The organism is Pseudomonas hunanensis (genome assembly GCF_013393325.1).
Taxonomy (GTDB): domain Bacteria; phylum Pseudomonadota; class Gammaproteobacteria; order Pseudomonadales; family Pseudomonadaceae; genus Aquipseudomonas; species Aquipseudomonas putida_P.
The window spans coordinates 85811-100686 of record NZ_QJRC01000072.1; the positions used below are offsets into that span (position 1 = coordinate 85811).

The window sequence follows — 14876 nt, forward strand, 5'->3', positions numbered from 1 at the left end:
GGGGCCACTTTGCGGCCCATCGCAACACAAGGCCGCTTCTACAGAGAAACGCGGACTCCTGTAGGAGCGGCCTTGTGTCGCGATCGAGGGCGCAGCCCTCGCAATATGGTACTGCCCATGAAAACCCCAACCTTCGCCACCCTGCTCTGCCTCCCTCTTCCGCTGCTGGCCACTGAGCGCGACGACGCCCTCAAGCTCCCCGACGTATTGATCAGCGCCAGCCGCCAAGTCGAATCGCGCACCGCTACCAGCGCCGCCAACACCGTCTTTACCCGCACCGACATCGACCGCCTGCAACCCACCAGCGTCACCGACCTGCTCACCCGCGTGCCCGGCGTGCAGGTGGCACCTACCGGTGGCCGTGGCAGCCTGCCTGGCATCTTCATTCGCGGCACCAAGGCAGCACAAAGCCTGGTGCTGGTCGATGGCGTGCGCATCGCCAACGCCACCTCCGGCGACAGCGGCCTGCAGTTTCTCGACGTCGACCAGATCGAGCGCATCGAAGTGCTACGCGGCTCGCGCTCGGCGGTGTACGGCAGCGATGCCATTGGCGGTGTGATCCAGATTTTCACCCGCCGTAGCAATGGCCCCGGCCTGCAGCCGCGCCTGCGCATGGCCGCTGGCAGCAACCAGACCTTTCAACGCAGCCTGGGGCTTTCTGGCGGCAACGATGCGACCCGCTTCAACCTGGGCGCCAGCCTGGATGAAACTGCCGGCATCGACTCGACCGGGCCGTCCTTCGACAGCGATGGCGACCACGATGCCTACCGCAACCGATCGCTCAACCTGAGCCTGAGCCATACGTTCAACGAACGTTTCGAGGCAGGTGTAAACCTGCTCGACAGCCGAGGGCGCAGTGAATACGACAATCCGTACGGGCGACTCGATGAAGATACCTGGCTGAGTTATCCACAACAGCCCTACACCGATTTCAGCGTCAGCAGCCTGGGCGGCTGGTTCGATGCCCAACTCAACGACGCCTGGCACTCGAGGCTGGAACTGGGCCACAGCGAAAACCGCGACGACAAACGCGACAAACTCAGCGACCAGCGCTTCATTTACAACACCTATCGTGATCAGGTCACCTGGCAGAACGATCTCGCCTTCGACGACCAAAACCAACTGATGCTCGGTGGCGATTGGTACGAGGAACGCTTCCATGGCACGGCGAACTTCAGCGAAGACAGCCGCTGGAACCGCGCCGCCTTCGCCCAGTACCGTTTTACCGGGGAACACTTCTCGAGCGAGCTCGGCGTACGTCACGACCGCAACCAACAGTACGGCGACCAGACCACTTGGAACGCCAGCCTTACCCTTCCATTGAATTCCCGCAACGACCTACTGGCGTCTTACAGCGAAGGGTTTCGCGCCCCCACTTTCAATGACCTCTACGACGTACAGTACGGTAACCCGGACCTGCGCCCCGAGCACTCGAAGAGTTACGAGCTGCAATGGCGCAGCCAACTGGCCAGCCATACCCGACTGGAAGCCTCGCTGTATCGCACCGACCTACGCGATGCGATCAACTACGACCCAACGCTCAGGCGACCCGGCAATGTCGACAATGCACGCATCAATGGCTTCGAGTTGTCGTTGCTGCAGGAGTGGGCTGGCTGGACCTCTCAGTTGGGGGTGAGCATGATTGATCCCCGAGACCGCGAAAGCGGACATACCCTGCAGCGACGCGCCCGTCGCACGTTGAACCTTGACCTGGATCGTCAGTTCGAACGCTTCAGCGTGGGCGCGAGCTGGCAGGCTGTCAGCGGCAGCTACGACGATCCATCGAACAATGAGCACATAGGTGGCTATGGACTTGTCGGCCTACGAGGCGGCATGCGCCTGACGACGGATGTAAAGCTTGAACTGAAGCTCGACAACCTGTTGGACAAACAGTACAGCCGAGCCATGTACAGCTTCGATGGCAGCCAGTACGGCTACCGCGAAGAAGGCCGCACGCTGCTGTTCAGCGTTACCTGGACGCCGGTGCTTTAGCCGCGAGCAACGCGCACAGGCGGGCGGTGGCCTCGATCATCTGCCCGCTGGGGCGCTCCAGACCTTTGTCAGGCACCACCAGCAGGCGCCCATCAGCCACGGCTCGAAGCTGCGGCCAGGCCTTCCAGCTGGCCAACTGTGCCTGATCGCCGGCCAGGATGACCTGCGGATCACGCAGCAGTACAGACTCCACACTCACCTGCGGTGCCGGCTGGCTGAGGTCGGCAAATACGTTGCGCGCCCCGCACACGGCCAGGGCGTCGCTCACCACCTGGCGGCCACCGAGCGTGTACAACGGCCTATCCCACACTTGATAGAACACCTGCAAGGGTTCGTCTCGCCCATACTGCTGGCGCAGCTGCTGCAGCCGCTTGCGCAGGGCTTGAGCGTACGCGTGGCCTTGCTCGGCACGCCCAATGCGCCCGGCAATGGCCTCGATCTGCTCGATCAGTTGGTCGATGTCATGGGGTTCGGCACTGAAGGTGGCAATGCCCAGGCGCTTGAGCTGGTCGCGCTGGGCGGGCGATACGCTGCCAGGCCACAGCAACAACAAGTCGGGGCGCAGGCTGAGCAAACGCTCCATGTCCAGCTGCCCTTGGCGCCCGACCGAGGGCAAGTCGCCCAGGGCAGCCGGCCGTTCGCCACCGTCGAGCACGCCCACCAACAAGTCGTCGGCCTGCAGCTCAAGCATGATTTCAGTCATGGAGGGGGCCAGGCTGACCACCCGCAAGGGGTCGGCGGCCAGCGCGGTGCAGGCTAACAGCGCCAGCAGGCCAGGCAGCAGGCGCATCAGCCGAGCTGACGCGGAATACGATAGAGGTACAGCACTACCACCGTGGACAATGCCAGCAGGATCTGCGGCACCGCCTCCAGACCGACAAGCACCGTCAGCGCTGCGACCCAGGCTGGGAAGCAGGCATACAGCATGGCCACGCGCCGTACCCGCGCCAGTTCGATCCAGGCGCCAGGTTCTTCGCCCGTGCCGAGCACTTTGGAGGTGGCGATCAGTGCACGCTTGTAGGCGCCGAAGCGCGGCAAGCTGAGGAACATGGTGGCCGCACCGGCGATGAACAGTGGCATGGCCAGCACCGGGATCAGCGCATCACCACCACCAAAGGCCCAGGCCATGACCGGCAGCGGCACCAGGCCCACGGCCAGGTACTGCCACCAGGCCAGCGCCAGGCGCCGCTTGACCTCGGCGCGTGTCACGCCTGTGGCGCCTCGCCCTGGTGCTCGTTGCCCAGCATGTGGCCCAACTTGCCGGCCTTGGTCGCCAGGTAGTAACGGTTGTGCGGGTTGTGCCCGGTGTGCAGCGGCACACGCTCGGCAACCACGATATTCATGTCGGTCAGGGCTTTGACCTTGCGTGGGTTGTTGGTCATCAGGCGCAGCGACTTCACGCCCAAGTGCTCGAGCATCGGCAGGCACATGGCGTAGTCACGCTGGTCGGCGGCAAAGCCCAGACGCTCGTTGGCTTCGACGGTGTCGGCGCCGCCATCCTGCAGTTCGTAGGCACGGATCTTGTTCAGCAGGCCGATGCCACGGCCTTCTTGACGCAGGTACAGCAGCACGCCACGGCCTTCGCGGGCGATGGCCTGCAGCGCGGCTTCCAGCTGCGAGCCGCAATCGCAGCGCTGGCTGAACAGGGCATCGCCGGTCAGGCACTCGGAGTGCAGGCGCCCCAGCACCGGCTGGCCGTCCGCGATATCACCCAGGCTGAGCACCACATGCTCACGGCCAGTGGCTTCGTCGAGAAAGCCATGCATGGTGAAGGTCGCGAAGGGAGTCGGGAGTTTAGAGGCGGCAACAAAGACGACGGGCACGTTGTGCTCCTGGAATAAGTTGAAAATTTCTCGTGGGCCGATTGTATCAGCAGGTAGCGGAATGTGGGCCGGCTCAATACCGTGGGTTAAGATCGAAAAGTTCGATGCTTAGGTCAAGCAGGCCCGGCTTCAATGGGGTTTGCTATCGGCACTGAACGGATACGGCTGCTTCCAGCGTTCGAAGATCGGCTTCAGTTCGCCGCTGCGTACCAGCTCGGCCATGCGCTTGTCGAACAGGTCGCACAGAGCCTTGGCCTGGTCGTTGCGGGCGAAAGCCAGGTACAGCGGCAGTTCGGCCACATGGGTACGACGGAAGCGCTCGGGCTGCGAAGACTGGCTCAGGACATAATCGACTTCGGTCTGCGCATCGATGTAGAAGTCCACGCGATCATGCTCGAGCATCGGCAAGATGCCTTCACGGCGCTGAATCTCGCGAAATTCGTGCACATCAGGCAAGTAGCTGCCGTAGTCGTAGCCACGCACCCAGGCCAAGCGATATTTGCCCACGTTCTGCGGTGTAGGCACTGGCTTGCTGGCCAGCCCCAGGGCGTAGATATGGTCCATGTCGAAGTGCCAGCGCGGGTACAGATTGTCGTCGTTTTCTTCCTTGTACGAGCCAACCCAGGCATCAGCCTCGCCGCGCTTCACCAGGCCGACCGCACGGCTGTAGGGCGCGCTCTGGGTAACCACCTTGACTCCGGCCGGCTCGAACACCTTGCGCAACACGTCCCAGGCCACCCCGGTACCGTCGGCGTTGGTGTAGTCGAGCCACTCCTCGCTGACCAGATGGATCTGCTTGGGTACGCCTTCGGCAGCGCTCACCCACGGGGCGACACTCAGCAGCATTGCCAGCAGCACAGTCCTTATGGCCATTCACGCGCTCCCTGTTTCAGGCAACCGCCCACACCAGAACCTGCATGCCCAGCCAGGCGAAAACACCGGCCAGGATATCGTCGAGCATGATGCCGACACCCCCGTGCACATGGCGGTCGATCCAGCGGATTGGCCACGGCTTGAGGATGTCGAAGAAGCGGAACATCAGGAACCCTGCCAGCAGCCACTGCCAGCCTTCCGGCACTAGCCAGAGGGTGATCCACATGCCGACAATCTCGTCCCAGACAATGCCTTCATGGTCGTGTACGCGCAAGTCATTGGCAACTTTGCCGCACAACCAGAAGCCAAACAGCATGCTGACGCCGAGCAACAGCCAGTAACCCCAGTCGGGCAGCATCTGCCACAGCGGGATGAACGGTATGGCAACCAGCGAGCCCCAGGTACCCGGTGCCTTGGGCAAGGTGCCGGAACCGAAGCCAAACGCGATGAAGTGCCATGGGTTGCGCCAGACCGAGGGCGGAACGAACTCCGCAGGCACCTGATTGGGGTGATCGGTCACGGTGTCTCCCTAAAGTGTTGATAGCCCCGCTGAACGGGGGTGATGTCCTGGCCTTGCGCGTCGCGCAAGGTCACGCCCTGCCCTTCGAGCACTCGGCCGATGGTATGCACTTCGATAGTGTCGAAGGCAGCCAGGGGCGCGAGCGCCTCGGGCGGCAAAGTGAAGGCCAGTACGTAATCGTCGCCACCGGTGAGCGCTGCCCGCACCGCAGCTTCACGACCGAGGAAGGCTTCCAAAGCAGGAGACACTGGTACTTGCGCCAGGTTCACCTCCAGCGCAACGCCGGACGCCTTGGCGATATGCCCACAATCGGCGAGCAACCCGTCGGAGATATCCAGTGCCGCTGTGGCCCGGCCACGCAGCAGTGCACCAAGGGTGAGCTGTGGCATTGGCGACCAGTAGTGGGCCAACAACGGCTCGGCTTGCGCAGCCGGCGCCTCGCGCTCACCGAGTACCAGCGGCAATGCACCGGCAGCCTTGCCCAGCGAACCACCGACACACAGCAGGTCGCCAGGCCGTGCGCCGCTGCGGCGCAAGGCCTGGCCTACCGGCACGCGACCAAACACGGTCACAGTGATACTCAACGGGCCGCGAGTGGTGTCGCCACCAATCAGGCTCATGCGGCAACGCTGGGCCATGCGGCTGAGGCCGTCGGCATAGGCCGACAGCCAGCCAGGGCCAACGTCAGGCAGGGTCAGGGCGAGGGTAAAGCCGATTGCAGTCGCGCCCATGGCTGCCAGGTCACTGGCCGCCACGGCCAACGAACGCTGGCCGAGCAGCAACGGATCGCAAGCAACAGGAAAATGCACCCCGGCGACCAGGGTGTCGGTGGACACCGCCAGTTGCTCACCGGGGGGAAGATCCAGCAGGGCGCAGTCGTCGCCGATCCCCAGGGCCACGCCCTCGCCGCCCTGCGCACAGGGCGCGGCGGCGAAGTAATGGTTGATCAGCTCGAACTCACCCATGGCCAGGCTGCGCCAGGATCAGCGCTTGTTCGCCTTGACTTCTGCTTCACGCAGGGCCGGGGCGAGCTTGTCCAGCACGCCGTTGACGAACTTGTGGCCGTCGGTGGCACCGAAGACCTTGGCCAGCTCCACGCCTTCGTTGATCACCACGCGGTACGGAACGTCGACGCGCTTGATCAGCTCCCAGGTGGACAGGCGCAGCACGGCCAGCTCGACCGGGTCGAGCTCTTCCAGTGCGATGGTCATGCAAGGCACCAGTGCCTTGTCGATTTCGCCCTTGATTGCCGGGACCCCGTGCAGGATCTCGCGGAAATAGGCACCGTCGACATCGGTGAAATCGTTATCGACCCGGAACTGCGCTTCGATCTCGTTCAGCGAATGCTGGGCCATGTGCCACTGGTAGAGGGCCTGGGTCGCGAGCTTGCGGGCTTCGCGGCGCTTGGCGCTCTTGGAGGGCTTGCCGGCATCCGCAGGTTTTGGATCGCGCGGGTTGAAACGATCGCTTTCGTCGCTAATCACTTGGCCTCCAACTGCGCCAGCAGGCTGACCATTTCCAGAGCGGACAGGGCAGCTTCAGCACCTTTGTTGCCAGCTTTGGTGCCGGAACGCTCGATGGCTTGCTCGATGGAGTCGACGGTCAGTACGCCGAAGGCCACCGGTACACCGAACTCCATGGACACCTGGGCCAGGCCCTTGGTGCATTCGCCCGCCACGTATTCGAAGTGCGGGGTACCACCACGAATCACGGCGCCCAGGGCGATGATCGCGTCGTAGGCGCCTTGCTGGGCGACCTTCTGTGCTACCAGCGGGATCTCGAATGCACCGGGGGCACGGATGATGGTGATGTCGCTTTCGCTGACACCGTGGCGAACCAGGGCATCAACGGCACCGCTTACCAGGCTTTCGACGACGAAGCTGTTGAAGCGGCCAACCACCAAAGCATAGCGACCTTTGGGGGCGATGAAGGTACCTTCGATGGTCTTCAGGGTCATTCCGATATTCTCATCTTCAAGAGCGAGGCCGCATACAAGCGGCCTCGACAGGGGGCTGGACTCGAGCAGAGGGCGTCAATGCCGCCTCAAGTCACTCGGAGGGCACGTATTCTACAACTTCCAGATCGAATCCGGATATCGCGTTGAACTTCATCGGCGAACTCATCAGGCGCATCTTGCGCACACCAAGGTCGCGCAGGATCTGCGAACCGGCACCCACGGTGCTGTAGGTGGTCGGTGCCTTGGTCGGTGCATCACCCGCGCTTTCACGAATGTGCGCCAGCAGCACGTCGCCATCCAGCGGGTGGCCCAGCAGCAAGACCACGCCACTGCCAGCCTCGGCCACGGCAGCCATGGCTGCGCGCAGGCTCCAGCGGCCCGGCTGCTTGACCAGCAGCAGGTCGCGCAGCGGGTCCATGTTGTGCACACGCACCAAGGTCGGCTCTTCGGCGCAGATCTTGCCCAGGGTCAGGGCCATGTGCACGTCGCCTTCCACCGCATCACGGTAGGTGACCAGGTTGAATTCACCCAGCTCGCTCTCCACCGGCTGCTCGGAAACACGCTGCACGGTGCGCTCGTGGATCATGCGGTAGTGGATCAGGTCGGCGATGGTGCCGATCTTCAGACCGTGCTCGGCGGCAAACACCTCCAGCTCGGCGCGACGCGACATGGTGCCATCGTCGTTCATCACTTCGCAGATCACGCCGCTTGGCTCGAAACCAGCCATGCGCGCAAGGTCGCAGGCGGCTTCGGTGTGGCCAGCACGAGCCAGGGTTCCACCTGGCTGGGCCATCAACGGGAAGATGTGGCCAGGGCTGACGATGTCTTCGGCCTTGGCATCCTTGGCTGCGGCGGCCTGCACGGTGCGTGCGCGGTCAGCGGCGGAAATACCGGTGGTGACGCCTTCGGCGGCTTCGATCGATACGGTGAACTTGGTGCCGAAGCCCGAGCCGTTGCGCGGTGCCATCAGTGGCAGCTTCAGCGTTTCGCAACGCTCGCGGGTCATCGGCATGCAGATCAGACCACGGGCGTGCTTGGCCATGAAGTTGATGTGCTCGGGCAGGCAGCATTCGGCTGCCATGATGATGTCGCCTTCGTTCTCGCGGTCTTCGTCATCCATGAGGATGACCATTTTGCCCTGGCGGATGTCTTCGACCAGTTCTTCGATGCTGTTGAGCGCCACGCGGCACCCCCTTCTCAATCAGGATTTCAAGAAGCCGTTGGCGGCCAGGAAGCTTTCGGTAATGCCACTGCCCTTGCTCGGCTCGGCGGCCTTGTCACCCAAAAGCAAACGCTCCAGATAACGGGCCAGCAGGTCGACCTCAAGGTTTACCCGACGCCCTGCACGGTAGTCGGCCATGATGGTTTCGGACAGGGTGTGCGGGACAATGGTCAGCTCGAATTCGGCGCCATTGACCTCATTGACCGTCAGGCTGGTGCCGTCGACGGTGATCGAACCCTTGTGGGCGATGTACTTGGCCAGTTCCTTGGGTGCGCGTACGCGGAACTGGATGGCGCGGGCATTATCGCTGCGCGAAATGATTTCGCCGACTCCGTCGACGTGGCCACTGACCAGGTGCCCACCCAGACGGGTGGTGGGAGTCAGGGCCTTTTCCAGGTTGACCTTGCTGCCGCTCTTGAGGTCGATGAAGGCGGTGCGCTTGAGGGTTTCGACGCTGACGTCGGCCCAGAAGCCGTCGCCCGGCAGCTCCACGGCGGTCAGGCACACACCGTTGACGGCGATGCTGTCGCCGAGCTTGACGTCACCCAGGTCGAGCTTGCCGGTTTCGACGTAGACGCGCACGTCGCCACCCTTGGGGGTCAGGCTGCGGATGGTGCCGATGGATTCGATGATGCCGGTGAACATGGGGTCTTCCTCAAAAAGCGGTTTGCGCGGGGCAAGCCCGGCATTATACGCCGGGCGCCGGCAAGGGGATGGCCGTGACCCGCCAGTCATCGCCCACTGCGCGCATTTCGGTAATTTTCAGCCTTGGTGCCTCGCTCATCTTGCCCAGCGGCCAGTCCAGCAGCGGCCGGGCCTGGGAGCCAAGGAAGGTGCCGGCGACAAACAGCTGGTACTCATCGACAAGGCCTTGCTGGGCAAAGGCGCCGACCAGGCCGGCACCGGCTTCCAGCAGGATTTCGTTGACACCTCGGGCCGCCAGGGCTTGCAGCAGCGCCGGCAAGTCGACCTGGCCATTGTCACCCGGCAGGCTGAGCAACTCGTGGCCGGCAGCGGCATAACGCGGGTCATCTGCGACAGCAGCCACCACCAGCGCCGGCCCGGCTTGGAAGAAAGCCGCATCCAGCGGCAGGCGCAGGCGACCATCGACCAGCACCCTCAGCGGTGTACGGCTGAGTGCCAGGGCGGTGGTTTCGGCATCCAGGCCCAGCTCGGTGCCACGCACGGTCATTCGTGCATTGTCGGCCAGCACACTGGCAGCGCTGGTCAGCACCACGCTGGAACGGGCGCGCAAGCGCTGCACCGCCGAACGGGCAGCCGGGCCGGTGATCCACTGGCTTTCGCCACTGGCCATCGCGGTGCGGCCATCCAGGCTCATGGCCAGCTTGGCGCGGACGAACGGCAGGCCGTGCTCCATGCGCTTGAGGAAGCCCGGGTTGAGCGCGCGGGCTTCGGCTTCGAGCACACCGCTGGCGACTTCAATGCCTGCCTCGGCCAAGCGCTGCAAGCCCTGGCCTGCCACTTGCGGGTTGGGGTCCTGCATGGCCGCCACCACTCGCGCCACACCGGCCTTGACCAGTGCTTCGGCGCACGGCGGCGTGCGGCCATGATGGCTGCACGGTTCAAGGGTGACGTAGGCACAGGCGCCAATGGCGCGCTCACCAGCCTGGCGCAGGGCGTGCACTTCGGCATGCGGCTCGCCGGCACGCACGTGCCAGCCTTCACCGACCACTTCGCCATCGCGCACGATCACGCAGCCCACGCGCGGGTTCGGGTGAGTGGTGTACAGGCCTTTGCGCGCCAGCTCCAGCGCGCGGGCCATGTAATGGGCGTCGAGGACGGCAGCTTGGCTGGGCATGTTCACTCTCTAGCAGGCTCACGGGCCAGGCGGTCGATTTCTTCGCGGAACTCGTCGAGGTCCTGGAAGCGCCGGTACACCGAGGCAAAGCGGATATAGGCCACTTCATCGAGCTTGCGCAGCTCGGCCATGACCATTTCACCTACCACCAGCGATTTGACTTCGCGCTCGCCGGTCGCGCGCAGGCGGCTCTTGATGTGCGCCAGCGCCGCTTCCAGGCGCTCGACGCTGACCGGGCGCTTTTCCAGAGCCCGTTGCATGCCGGCGCGCAGCTTTTCTTCGTCGAAGGGCTGGCGCGTGCCGTCCTGCTTGATCAGACGGGGCAGCACCAGCTCGGCGGTTTCGAAGGTAGTGAAGCGTTCGCCACAGGCCACGCATTCGCGGCGGCGGCGCACCTGCTCGCCCTCGGCAACGAGGCGAGAGTCGATGACCTTGGTGTCGTTGGCACCGCAAAAGGGACAGTGCATGGTGGCAGGCAACAAAAAAAGGGAGGGCCATGGTAGCGCATTGCACTGGCAAGACAAGCCAAAGGGGTTAACATCCATGGGAAATCTGCCCGTTAAGGACTCCCCCATGCACTACCGAGCGCTCGTCGTGCTGTGCTGCGCCGCCCTGCTCGCCGCCTGCGGCAGCGACAGGCCGAAGACCGACAACCTCCCAGCCCCCGCGCCCGCCCGCTCGGCCAAGCAGGCCGAAGTACTGGGCCCGCTGCCGGCCTACCAGCGCGAGCTGAGCGGCACCTTGCTGGAAATTCCGGCCGGTGCCAACGTGGAGCTGGCCTTGCTGGTCATCGATGAACGTGACCGCCCGCAAGGCCTGCTGGCCAGCAGCACTCTGACCGGTACAGGCCAGGTCCTGCCCTACCACCTGCGTTTCAACCCCGAAGCCTTCCCGGCCGGTGCACGGGTCGAGCTGCGTGGCCGCGCCAGCAGCTCCGGCCAACTGATCATGCACCTGCCCCCCGTGCGCATTACCCAGGCTCAAACCCAGGCCACCGGCCCGCTGCGTTTCGAGAAGGCGCCGTAAGTGGCACCGCTGGCCCTGCAACAGGCGCTCAGCGGCCTGATTGGCGAAGCGCGCCTGGTCGTCAGCGAACTGCCCGGCTGCGACCTGAAGCTGTGGCTGATCGACGACCAGAACATGGACCGCGCCTTCAGCAGCGAAGAAACCCGGCGCATTCTGGAAGAGCCGCCCTACTGGAGCTTCTGCTGGGCCAGCGGCCTGGCCATGGCCCGCTACCTGGCCGAGCGCCCCGAATGGGTGGCGGGCAAGCGCGTGCTGGACTTCGGCGCAGGCTCCGGTATCGCTGGCATTGCCGCAGCACGCGCTGGCGCGCTGGAAGTGGTGGCGTGCGACCTCGACCCGCTGGCCCTCGACGCCTGCCGCGCGAATGCCGCGCTGAACGGCGTCGAGCTGAACTACAGCAGCGATTTCTTCGCCGAAGGCGACCGTTTCGACCTGATCCTGGTTGCCGACGTGCTGTACGACCGCGCCAACCTGCCACTACTGGATGCCTTCCTTGGCCGCGGTCGCCAGGCCCTGGTGGCCGACTCACGGGTACGCGATTTCAGCCACCCGCTGTACCGGCAGTTGGGCGTGCTTGAAGCACTCACCCTGCCAGACCTGGCCGAGCCGCACGAATTCCGCCGGGTCAGCCTGTACCACGCCAGCCGCGACGCCTTATAGTGGTGCCATTCACGAGTTTGCGAGAGTCGCAATGAGCCAAGACACGCCTTACATTTTCGACGCCACCGATGCCACCTTCCAGCAACTGGTGATCGAGAACTCCTTCCACAAGCCGGTGCTGGTGGACTTCTGGGCCGAGTGGTGCGCGCCGTGCAAGGCGCTGATGCCGTTGCTGGCCAAGATCGCCGAGGGTTACCAGGGCGAACTGCTGCTGGCCAAGATCAATTGCGACGTGGAGCAACAGGTGGTTGCCCAGTTCGGCATCCGCAGCCTGCCGACCGTGGTCCTGTTCAAGGACGGCCAGCCGGTGGACGGTTTCGCCGGAGCACAGCCGGAATCGGCGATTCGCGCCATGCTCGAGCCGCATGTGCAAATGCCCGCCGCACCCGCCGCTTCGCCGCTGGAGCAGGCCAAGGCACTGTTTGCCGAAAGCCGCTTCGCGGAAGCCGAAGCACTGCTGCAGGTGCTGCTGGGTGAGGACAACAGCAATGCCGAAGCGCTGATTCTATACGCTCGCTGCCTGGCCGAGCGCGGTGAGCTGGGCGAAGCGCAGGTGGTATTGGACGCGGTCAAGACTGACGAACACAAAGCTGCACTGGCGGGTGCCAAGGCACAGCTGACCTTCCTGCGCCAGGCTGCCAGCCTGCCGGAAGTGGCTGACCTGAAAAGCCGCCTGGCGCAGAACCCGCAGGATGACGAGGCGGCTTATCAGCTGAGCATCCAGCAGCTGGCGCGCCAACAGTATGAGGCGGCGTTGGAGGGGTTGCTGAAGCTGTTCCAGCGTAACCGTGCCTATGAGAACGGGCTGCCGCATAAGGCATTGCTGCAGGTGTTCGAGCTACTGGGCAATGATCACCCGCTGGTCAACGTTTACCGACGCAAGCTGTTCGCTGCGATGTATTGATAGCCAATGCCAGGTACGGCCGCCCGACATCGGGCGGCTGCATCGATCGATTCTACAGGTATTAGCCAATATCAAGGCTCAGCGTCTGCAGGTCGATCAGTGGGACAGGCAGGATCAACACTGCCCAGATAAACGCCTCGCCCAGATCGCTGTACGCCCGAATGATACAAAAGGGCTCATTATCAAACCGTTCGATAGCTCCGTTGCTGGCAATAAAACAGTTAAACCCGCTCCAATAGGTATCTTCATAGGGGATCACGACTTCCTGACCTCCCTTTCGATAGCACAGCTTTACATGACCATGTAATGACGGCGTCAAGCGAATATAGCCGGTCGGAACGCCACGAAGAACCATAACTGTGGACGTGAACGTGCTGTTTTCCACTGCGGCCTGAATGACGCAATACTCGCACAGTGTCTCGATACTAGATGCTTCTCGTTCGTCAGGCAGGAAGGTACACCCCCAACCCTTTGGCTCTATCCGACCTCCATATTGACTCCACCAGCGTGGAGGCTCACCTGCATTACTGGGCAAAAGGCTCAGCGTTACCGTTTGCGCCCCATTAATCACCCGCACCCTGGGTTCAAGGCCGAACGACTGGCCCTCAACTTGCACGTGTGCGAGTGGGGGCTCACTCGATTGAAGTTCAAAGCGACTCCTAACAATTGAGCCATCCGTTTCCAAAACCCCACTACGCACGAGCCCCGGTGGCATGAGGAGGCTGGGGCAGTCTTGTATATCCTGCTGGGCAAGCGCAGCCCCAGGATAGCGTGTCGCATCCAGCACGATGGACACGCCTGCCGTTGATACAGGAATAGGCGGATAGAGGTTGGGAAAGAAAGCGATACCGTGCTCCCCAATCACAGGATACAAGGCTAGAAACGATGATTGATTCTCTACCGCGCTTATCGAGCGAAGCCAGAAATGCATGGGCTTGAGTACTCGGGTGCTCAACGGCTGGATTTTACCCAGCTGAATGAATTTGCTGGAATCAGCATGCCCCCGGAAAAAGAGGGCATAGGGCAATGCCCCCAGTTCATCGCGAGTGGATGTTTGATAGGCATTGGAGAGATAGAAAACGGGGTACTTAGCCCACCCTAGTGATACACGCTGCTCACTGTCATAGCGTCCTGCGTTGGCTTCGAGGTCTATTTCCAGGCAGAGCTCAACACCCTGTTCCTCTATCACATGCCGTACTTGAGTGATGGTCCTTGTCCGTCCGCCCAATGAGCGGACCAGGTGAATAACCACACACGACAGGATTCTGCGTCTGACCACCCACCGTAACGGGCTACCGTCACCGCCCGTCACCTGCAATTTCAATGGCCCCAATGAGCATCGGAAGTACCGCGCCGATTCCATTGTCGTGTCGATTTCAAACTCGATATCCTTCGCACAGAACCCGTCGCCCTGCGGTTCTAGCGCATGAGCGTTCCAATACTCATTCACCTTGCGCCAGTCGAAGAACACCATGAAGGGCCAGCCGTAAAGGCTATCCTCGCCGGAGCGGACTTCATCGTTTGCGCCATTGCTGATATCCATTCTTTCCACCCGCGGTAGTGCCGTTCAGGTGACTGTCACGTATCACCCAAAGCGTCACAACTGGCAGAAATGACAGGTCATTCGGCTTTTCGTGGCCCCACCCAATGGTAAACCGGCGCATCACCCACGTTTTCAACCCGCACATCTGGACTATGGCGCAACCTGACCAACAATCGTTTACCTGCCGCGACACTTCCTACCAGCGCTTCCAATTGCTCCAACAGCTGAGGCCCTGCGACGTGCCCGGCCCGTTGCAGTAACTCACGTGCTGTTGCCCATTGCCCATCATCCTGACTTGGCGGGGCGTGGACCACTGCGGTTGCGTCTACAGACGCCTCACGCCCCGTCACCCGTTGCCCCAGCTGCGCCCACTCTTCTGGCGCCAGCTCAATGGTCAGGTCCACTGGCCATTCACCAATCTGTCCGCGAATTCTCATGATGCATTCCTTGAGCCCAGGTCAATGCAGCCATGCTACCGCAACATGAAACCTTAGCCACGCAGGCTGGCGGCGCGCAGAAAAATTGTTATAACATAAC

18 protein-coding genes are annotated in these 14876 nt (G+C 62.8%); 4 read left to right on the plus strand and 14 right to left on the minus strand.

The genetic code is table 11. The annotated features are described in order from the left end of the window. Positions 1-117: 117 nt before the first annotated feature. Positions 118-1992: a TonB-dependent receptor domain-containing protein gene (locus tag DM807_RS05880; protein WP_179027159.1), complete on the plus strand. Its 1875-nt coding sequence runs from the start codon at positions 118-120 to the stop codon at positions 1990-1992. Here the strand turns inward: DM807_RS05880 and DM807_RS05885 are convergent. From DM807_RS05885 to nrdR, 12 genes are all read right to left on the minus strand, one after another. Continuing rightward, positions 1970-2782, minus strand: a complete 813-nt coding sequence (locus tag DM807_RS05885; protein ID WP_069942869.1) for a cobalamin-binding protein — start codon at positions 2780-2782, stop codon at positions 1970-1972. The two genes, DM807_RS05880 and DM807_RS05885, sit on opposite strands and share 23 nt — an antisense overlap. After that, a complete protein-coding gene (locus DM807_RS05890) occupies positions 2782-3201 on the minus strand; it encodes a hypothetical protein (RefSeq protein ID WP_012270292.1) in 420 nt (139 codons plus the stop codon). The genes DM807_RS05885 and DM807_RS05890 overlap by 1 nt, the downstream gene beginning before the upstream one ends. Further along, on the minus strand, positions 3198-3815 hold the full coding sequence (gene ribA / locus DM807_RS05895; RefSeq protein ID WP_012270291.1) for a GTP cyclohydrolase II: 618 nt from the start codon (positions 3813-3815) through the stop codon (positions 3198-3200). Before ribA ends, DM807_RS05890 begins: the two co-directional genes overlap by 4 nt. Positions 3816-3944: 129 nt before the next feature. Beyond that, complete coding sequence (locus tag DM807_RS05900; RefSeq protein WP_012270290.1) at positions 3945-4688, minus strand: substrate-binding periplasmic protein; 744 nt, start codon at positions 4686-4688, stop codon at positions 3945-3947. A gap of 16 nt (positions 4689-4704) precedes the next feature. After that, the gene (locus DM807_RS05905) at positions 4705-5208 is read right to left on the minus strand and encodes a phosphatidylglycerophosphatase A family protein (RefSeq protein ID WP_003255391.1); all 504 of its coding nucleotides are present in this window, start codon (positions 5206-5208) and stop codon (positions 4705-4707) included. After that, the gene (gene thiL, locus DM807_RS05910) at positions 5205-6173 is read right to left on the minus strand and encodes a thiamine-phosphate kinase (RefSeq protein ID WP_012270289.1); all 969 of its coding nucleotides are present in this window, start codon (positions 6171-6173) and stop codon (positions 5205-5207) included. The genes DM807_RS05905 and thiL overlap by 4 nt, the downstream gene beginning before the upstream one ends. Positions 6174-6191: 18 nt before the next feature. Further along, the gene (gene nusB / locus DM807_RS05915; protein ID WP_003255393.1) at positions 6192-6692 is read right to left on the minus strand and encodes a transcription antitermination factor NusB; all 501 of its coding nucleotides are present in this window, start codon (positions 6690-6692) and stop codon (positions 6192-6194) included. After that, positions 6689-7165 carry a 6,7-dimethyl-8-ribityllumazine synthase gene (gene ribH, locus DM807_RS05920; RefSeq protein WP_003255395.1) on the minus strand — a complete coding sequence of 159 codons (477 nt, stop codon included), beginning with the start codon at positions 7163-7165 and terminating at the stop codon, positions 6689-6691. Before ribH ends, nusB begins: the two co-directional genes overlap by 4 nt. Positions 7166-7256: 91 nt before the next feature. Next, on the minus strand, positions 7257-8348 hold the full coding sequence (gene ribBA / locus DM807_RS05925; protein ID WP_012270288.1) for a bifunctional 3,4-dihydroxy-2-butanone-4-phosphate synthase/GTP cyclohydrolase II: 1092 nt from the start codon (positions 8346-8348) through the stop codon (positions 7257-7259). 18 nt (positions 8349-8366) lie between these two features. Beyond that, the gene (locus DM807_RS05930) at positions 8367-9032 is read right to left on the minus strand and encodes a riboflavin synthase (protein ID WP_003255399.1); all 666 of its coding nucleotides are present in this window, start codon (positions 9030-9032) and stop codon (positions 8367-8369) included. 43 nt (positions 9033-9075) lie between these two features. Further along, positions 9076-10206, minus strand: a complete 1131-nt coding sequence (gene ribD, locus DM807_RS05935) for a bifunctional diaminohydroxyphosphoribosylaminopyrimidine deaminase/5-amino-6-(5-phosphoribosylamino)uracil reductase RibD (RefSeq protein ID WP_179027160.1) — start codon at positions 10204-10206, stop codon at positions 9076-9078. A 2-nt stretch (positions 10207-10208) separates the two neighbouring features. After that, on the minus strand, positions 10209-10673 hold the full coding sequence (gene nrdR / locus DM807_RS05940) for a transcriptional regulator NrdR (protein ID WP_012270286.1): 465 nt from the start codon (positions 10671-10673) through the stop codon (positions 10209-10211). Positions 10674-10779: 106 nt separating this feature from the next. Here nrdR and DM807_RS05945 point away from each other — a divergent pair, with 106 nt between their 5' ends. The 3 genes from DM807_RS05945 to trxA are packed head-to-tail and all read left to right on the plus strand — an operon-like array spanning position 10780 to position 12796. Continuing rightward, entirely contained in the window at positions 10780-11232 is a 453-nt protein-coding gene (locus DM807_RS05945; RefSeq protein WP_179027161.1) for a YbaY family lipoprotein, read from the plus strand. After that, positions 11233-11892, plus strand: coding sequence for a class I SAM-dependent methyltransferase (locus DM807_RS05950; RefSeq protein WP_012270284.1), 660 nt, complete (start codon positions 11233-11235; stop codon positions 11890-11892). A 31-nt stretch (positions 11893-11923) separates the two neighbouring features. After that, positions 11924-12796, plus strand: a complete 873-nt coding sequence (gene trxA, locus DM807_RS05955) for a thioredoxin (RefSeq protein WP_012270283.1) — start codon at positions 11924-11926, stop codon at positions 12794-12796. 61 nt (positions 12797-12857) lie between these two features. Here trxA and DM807_RS05960 read toward each other — a convergent pair whose 3' ends face one another. Continuing rightward, a complete protein-coding gene (locus tag DM807_RS05960; RefSeq protein WP_179027162.1) occupies positions 12858-14339 on the minus strand; it encodes a hypothetical protein in 1482 nt (493 codons plus the stop codon). Between the two features lie 77 nt (positions 14340-14416). Next, positions 14417-14776, minus strand: coding sequence for a hypothetical protein (locus tag DM807_RS05965; RefSeq protein ID WP_012270281.1), 360 nt, complete (start codon positions 14774-14776; stop codon positions 14417-14419). Between the last annotated feature and the right edge of the window lie 100 nt (positions 14777-14876).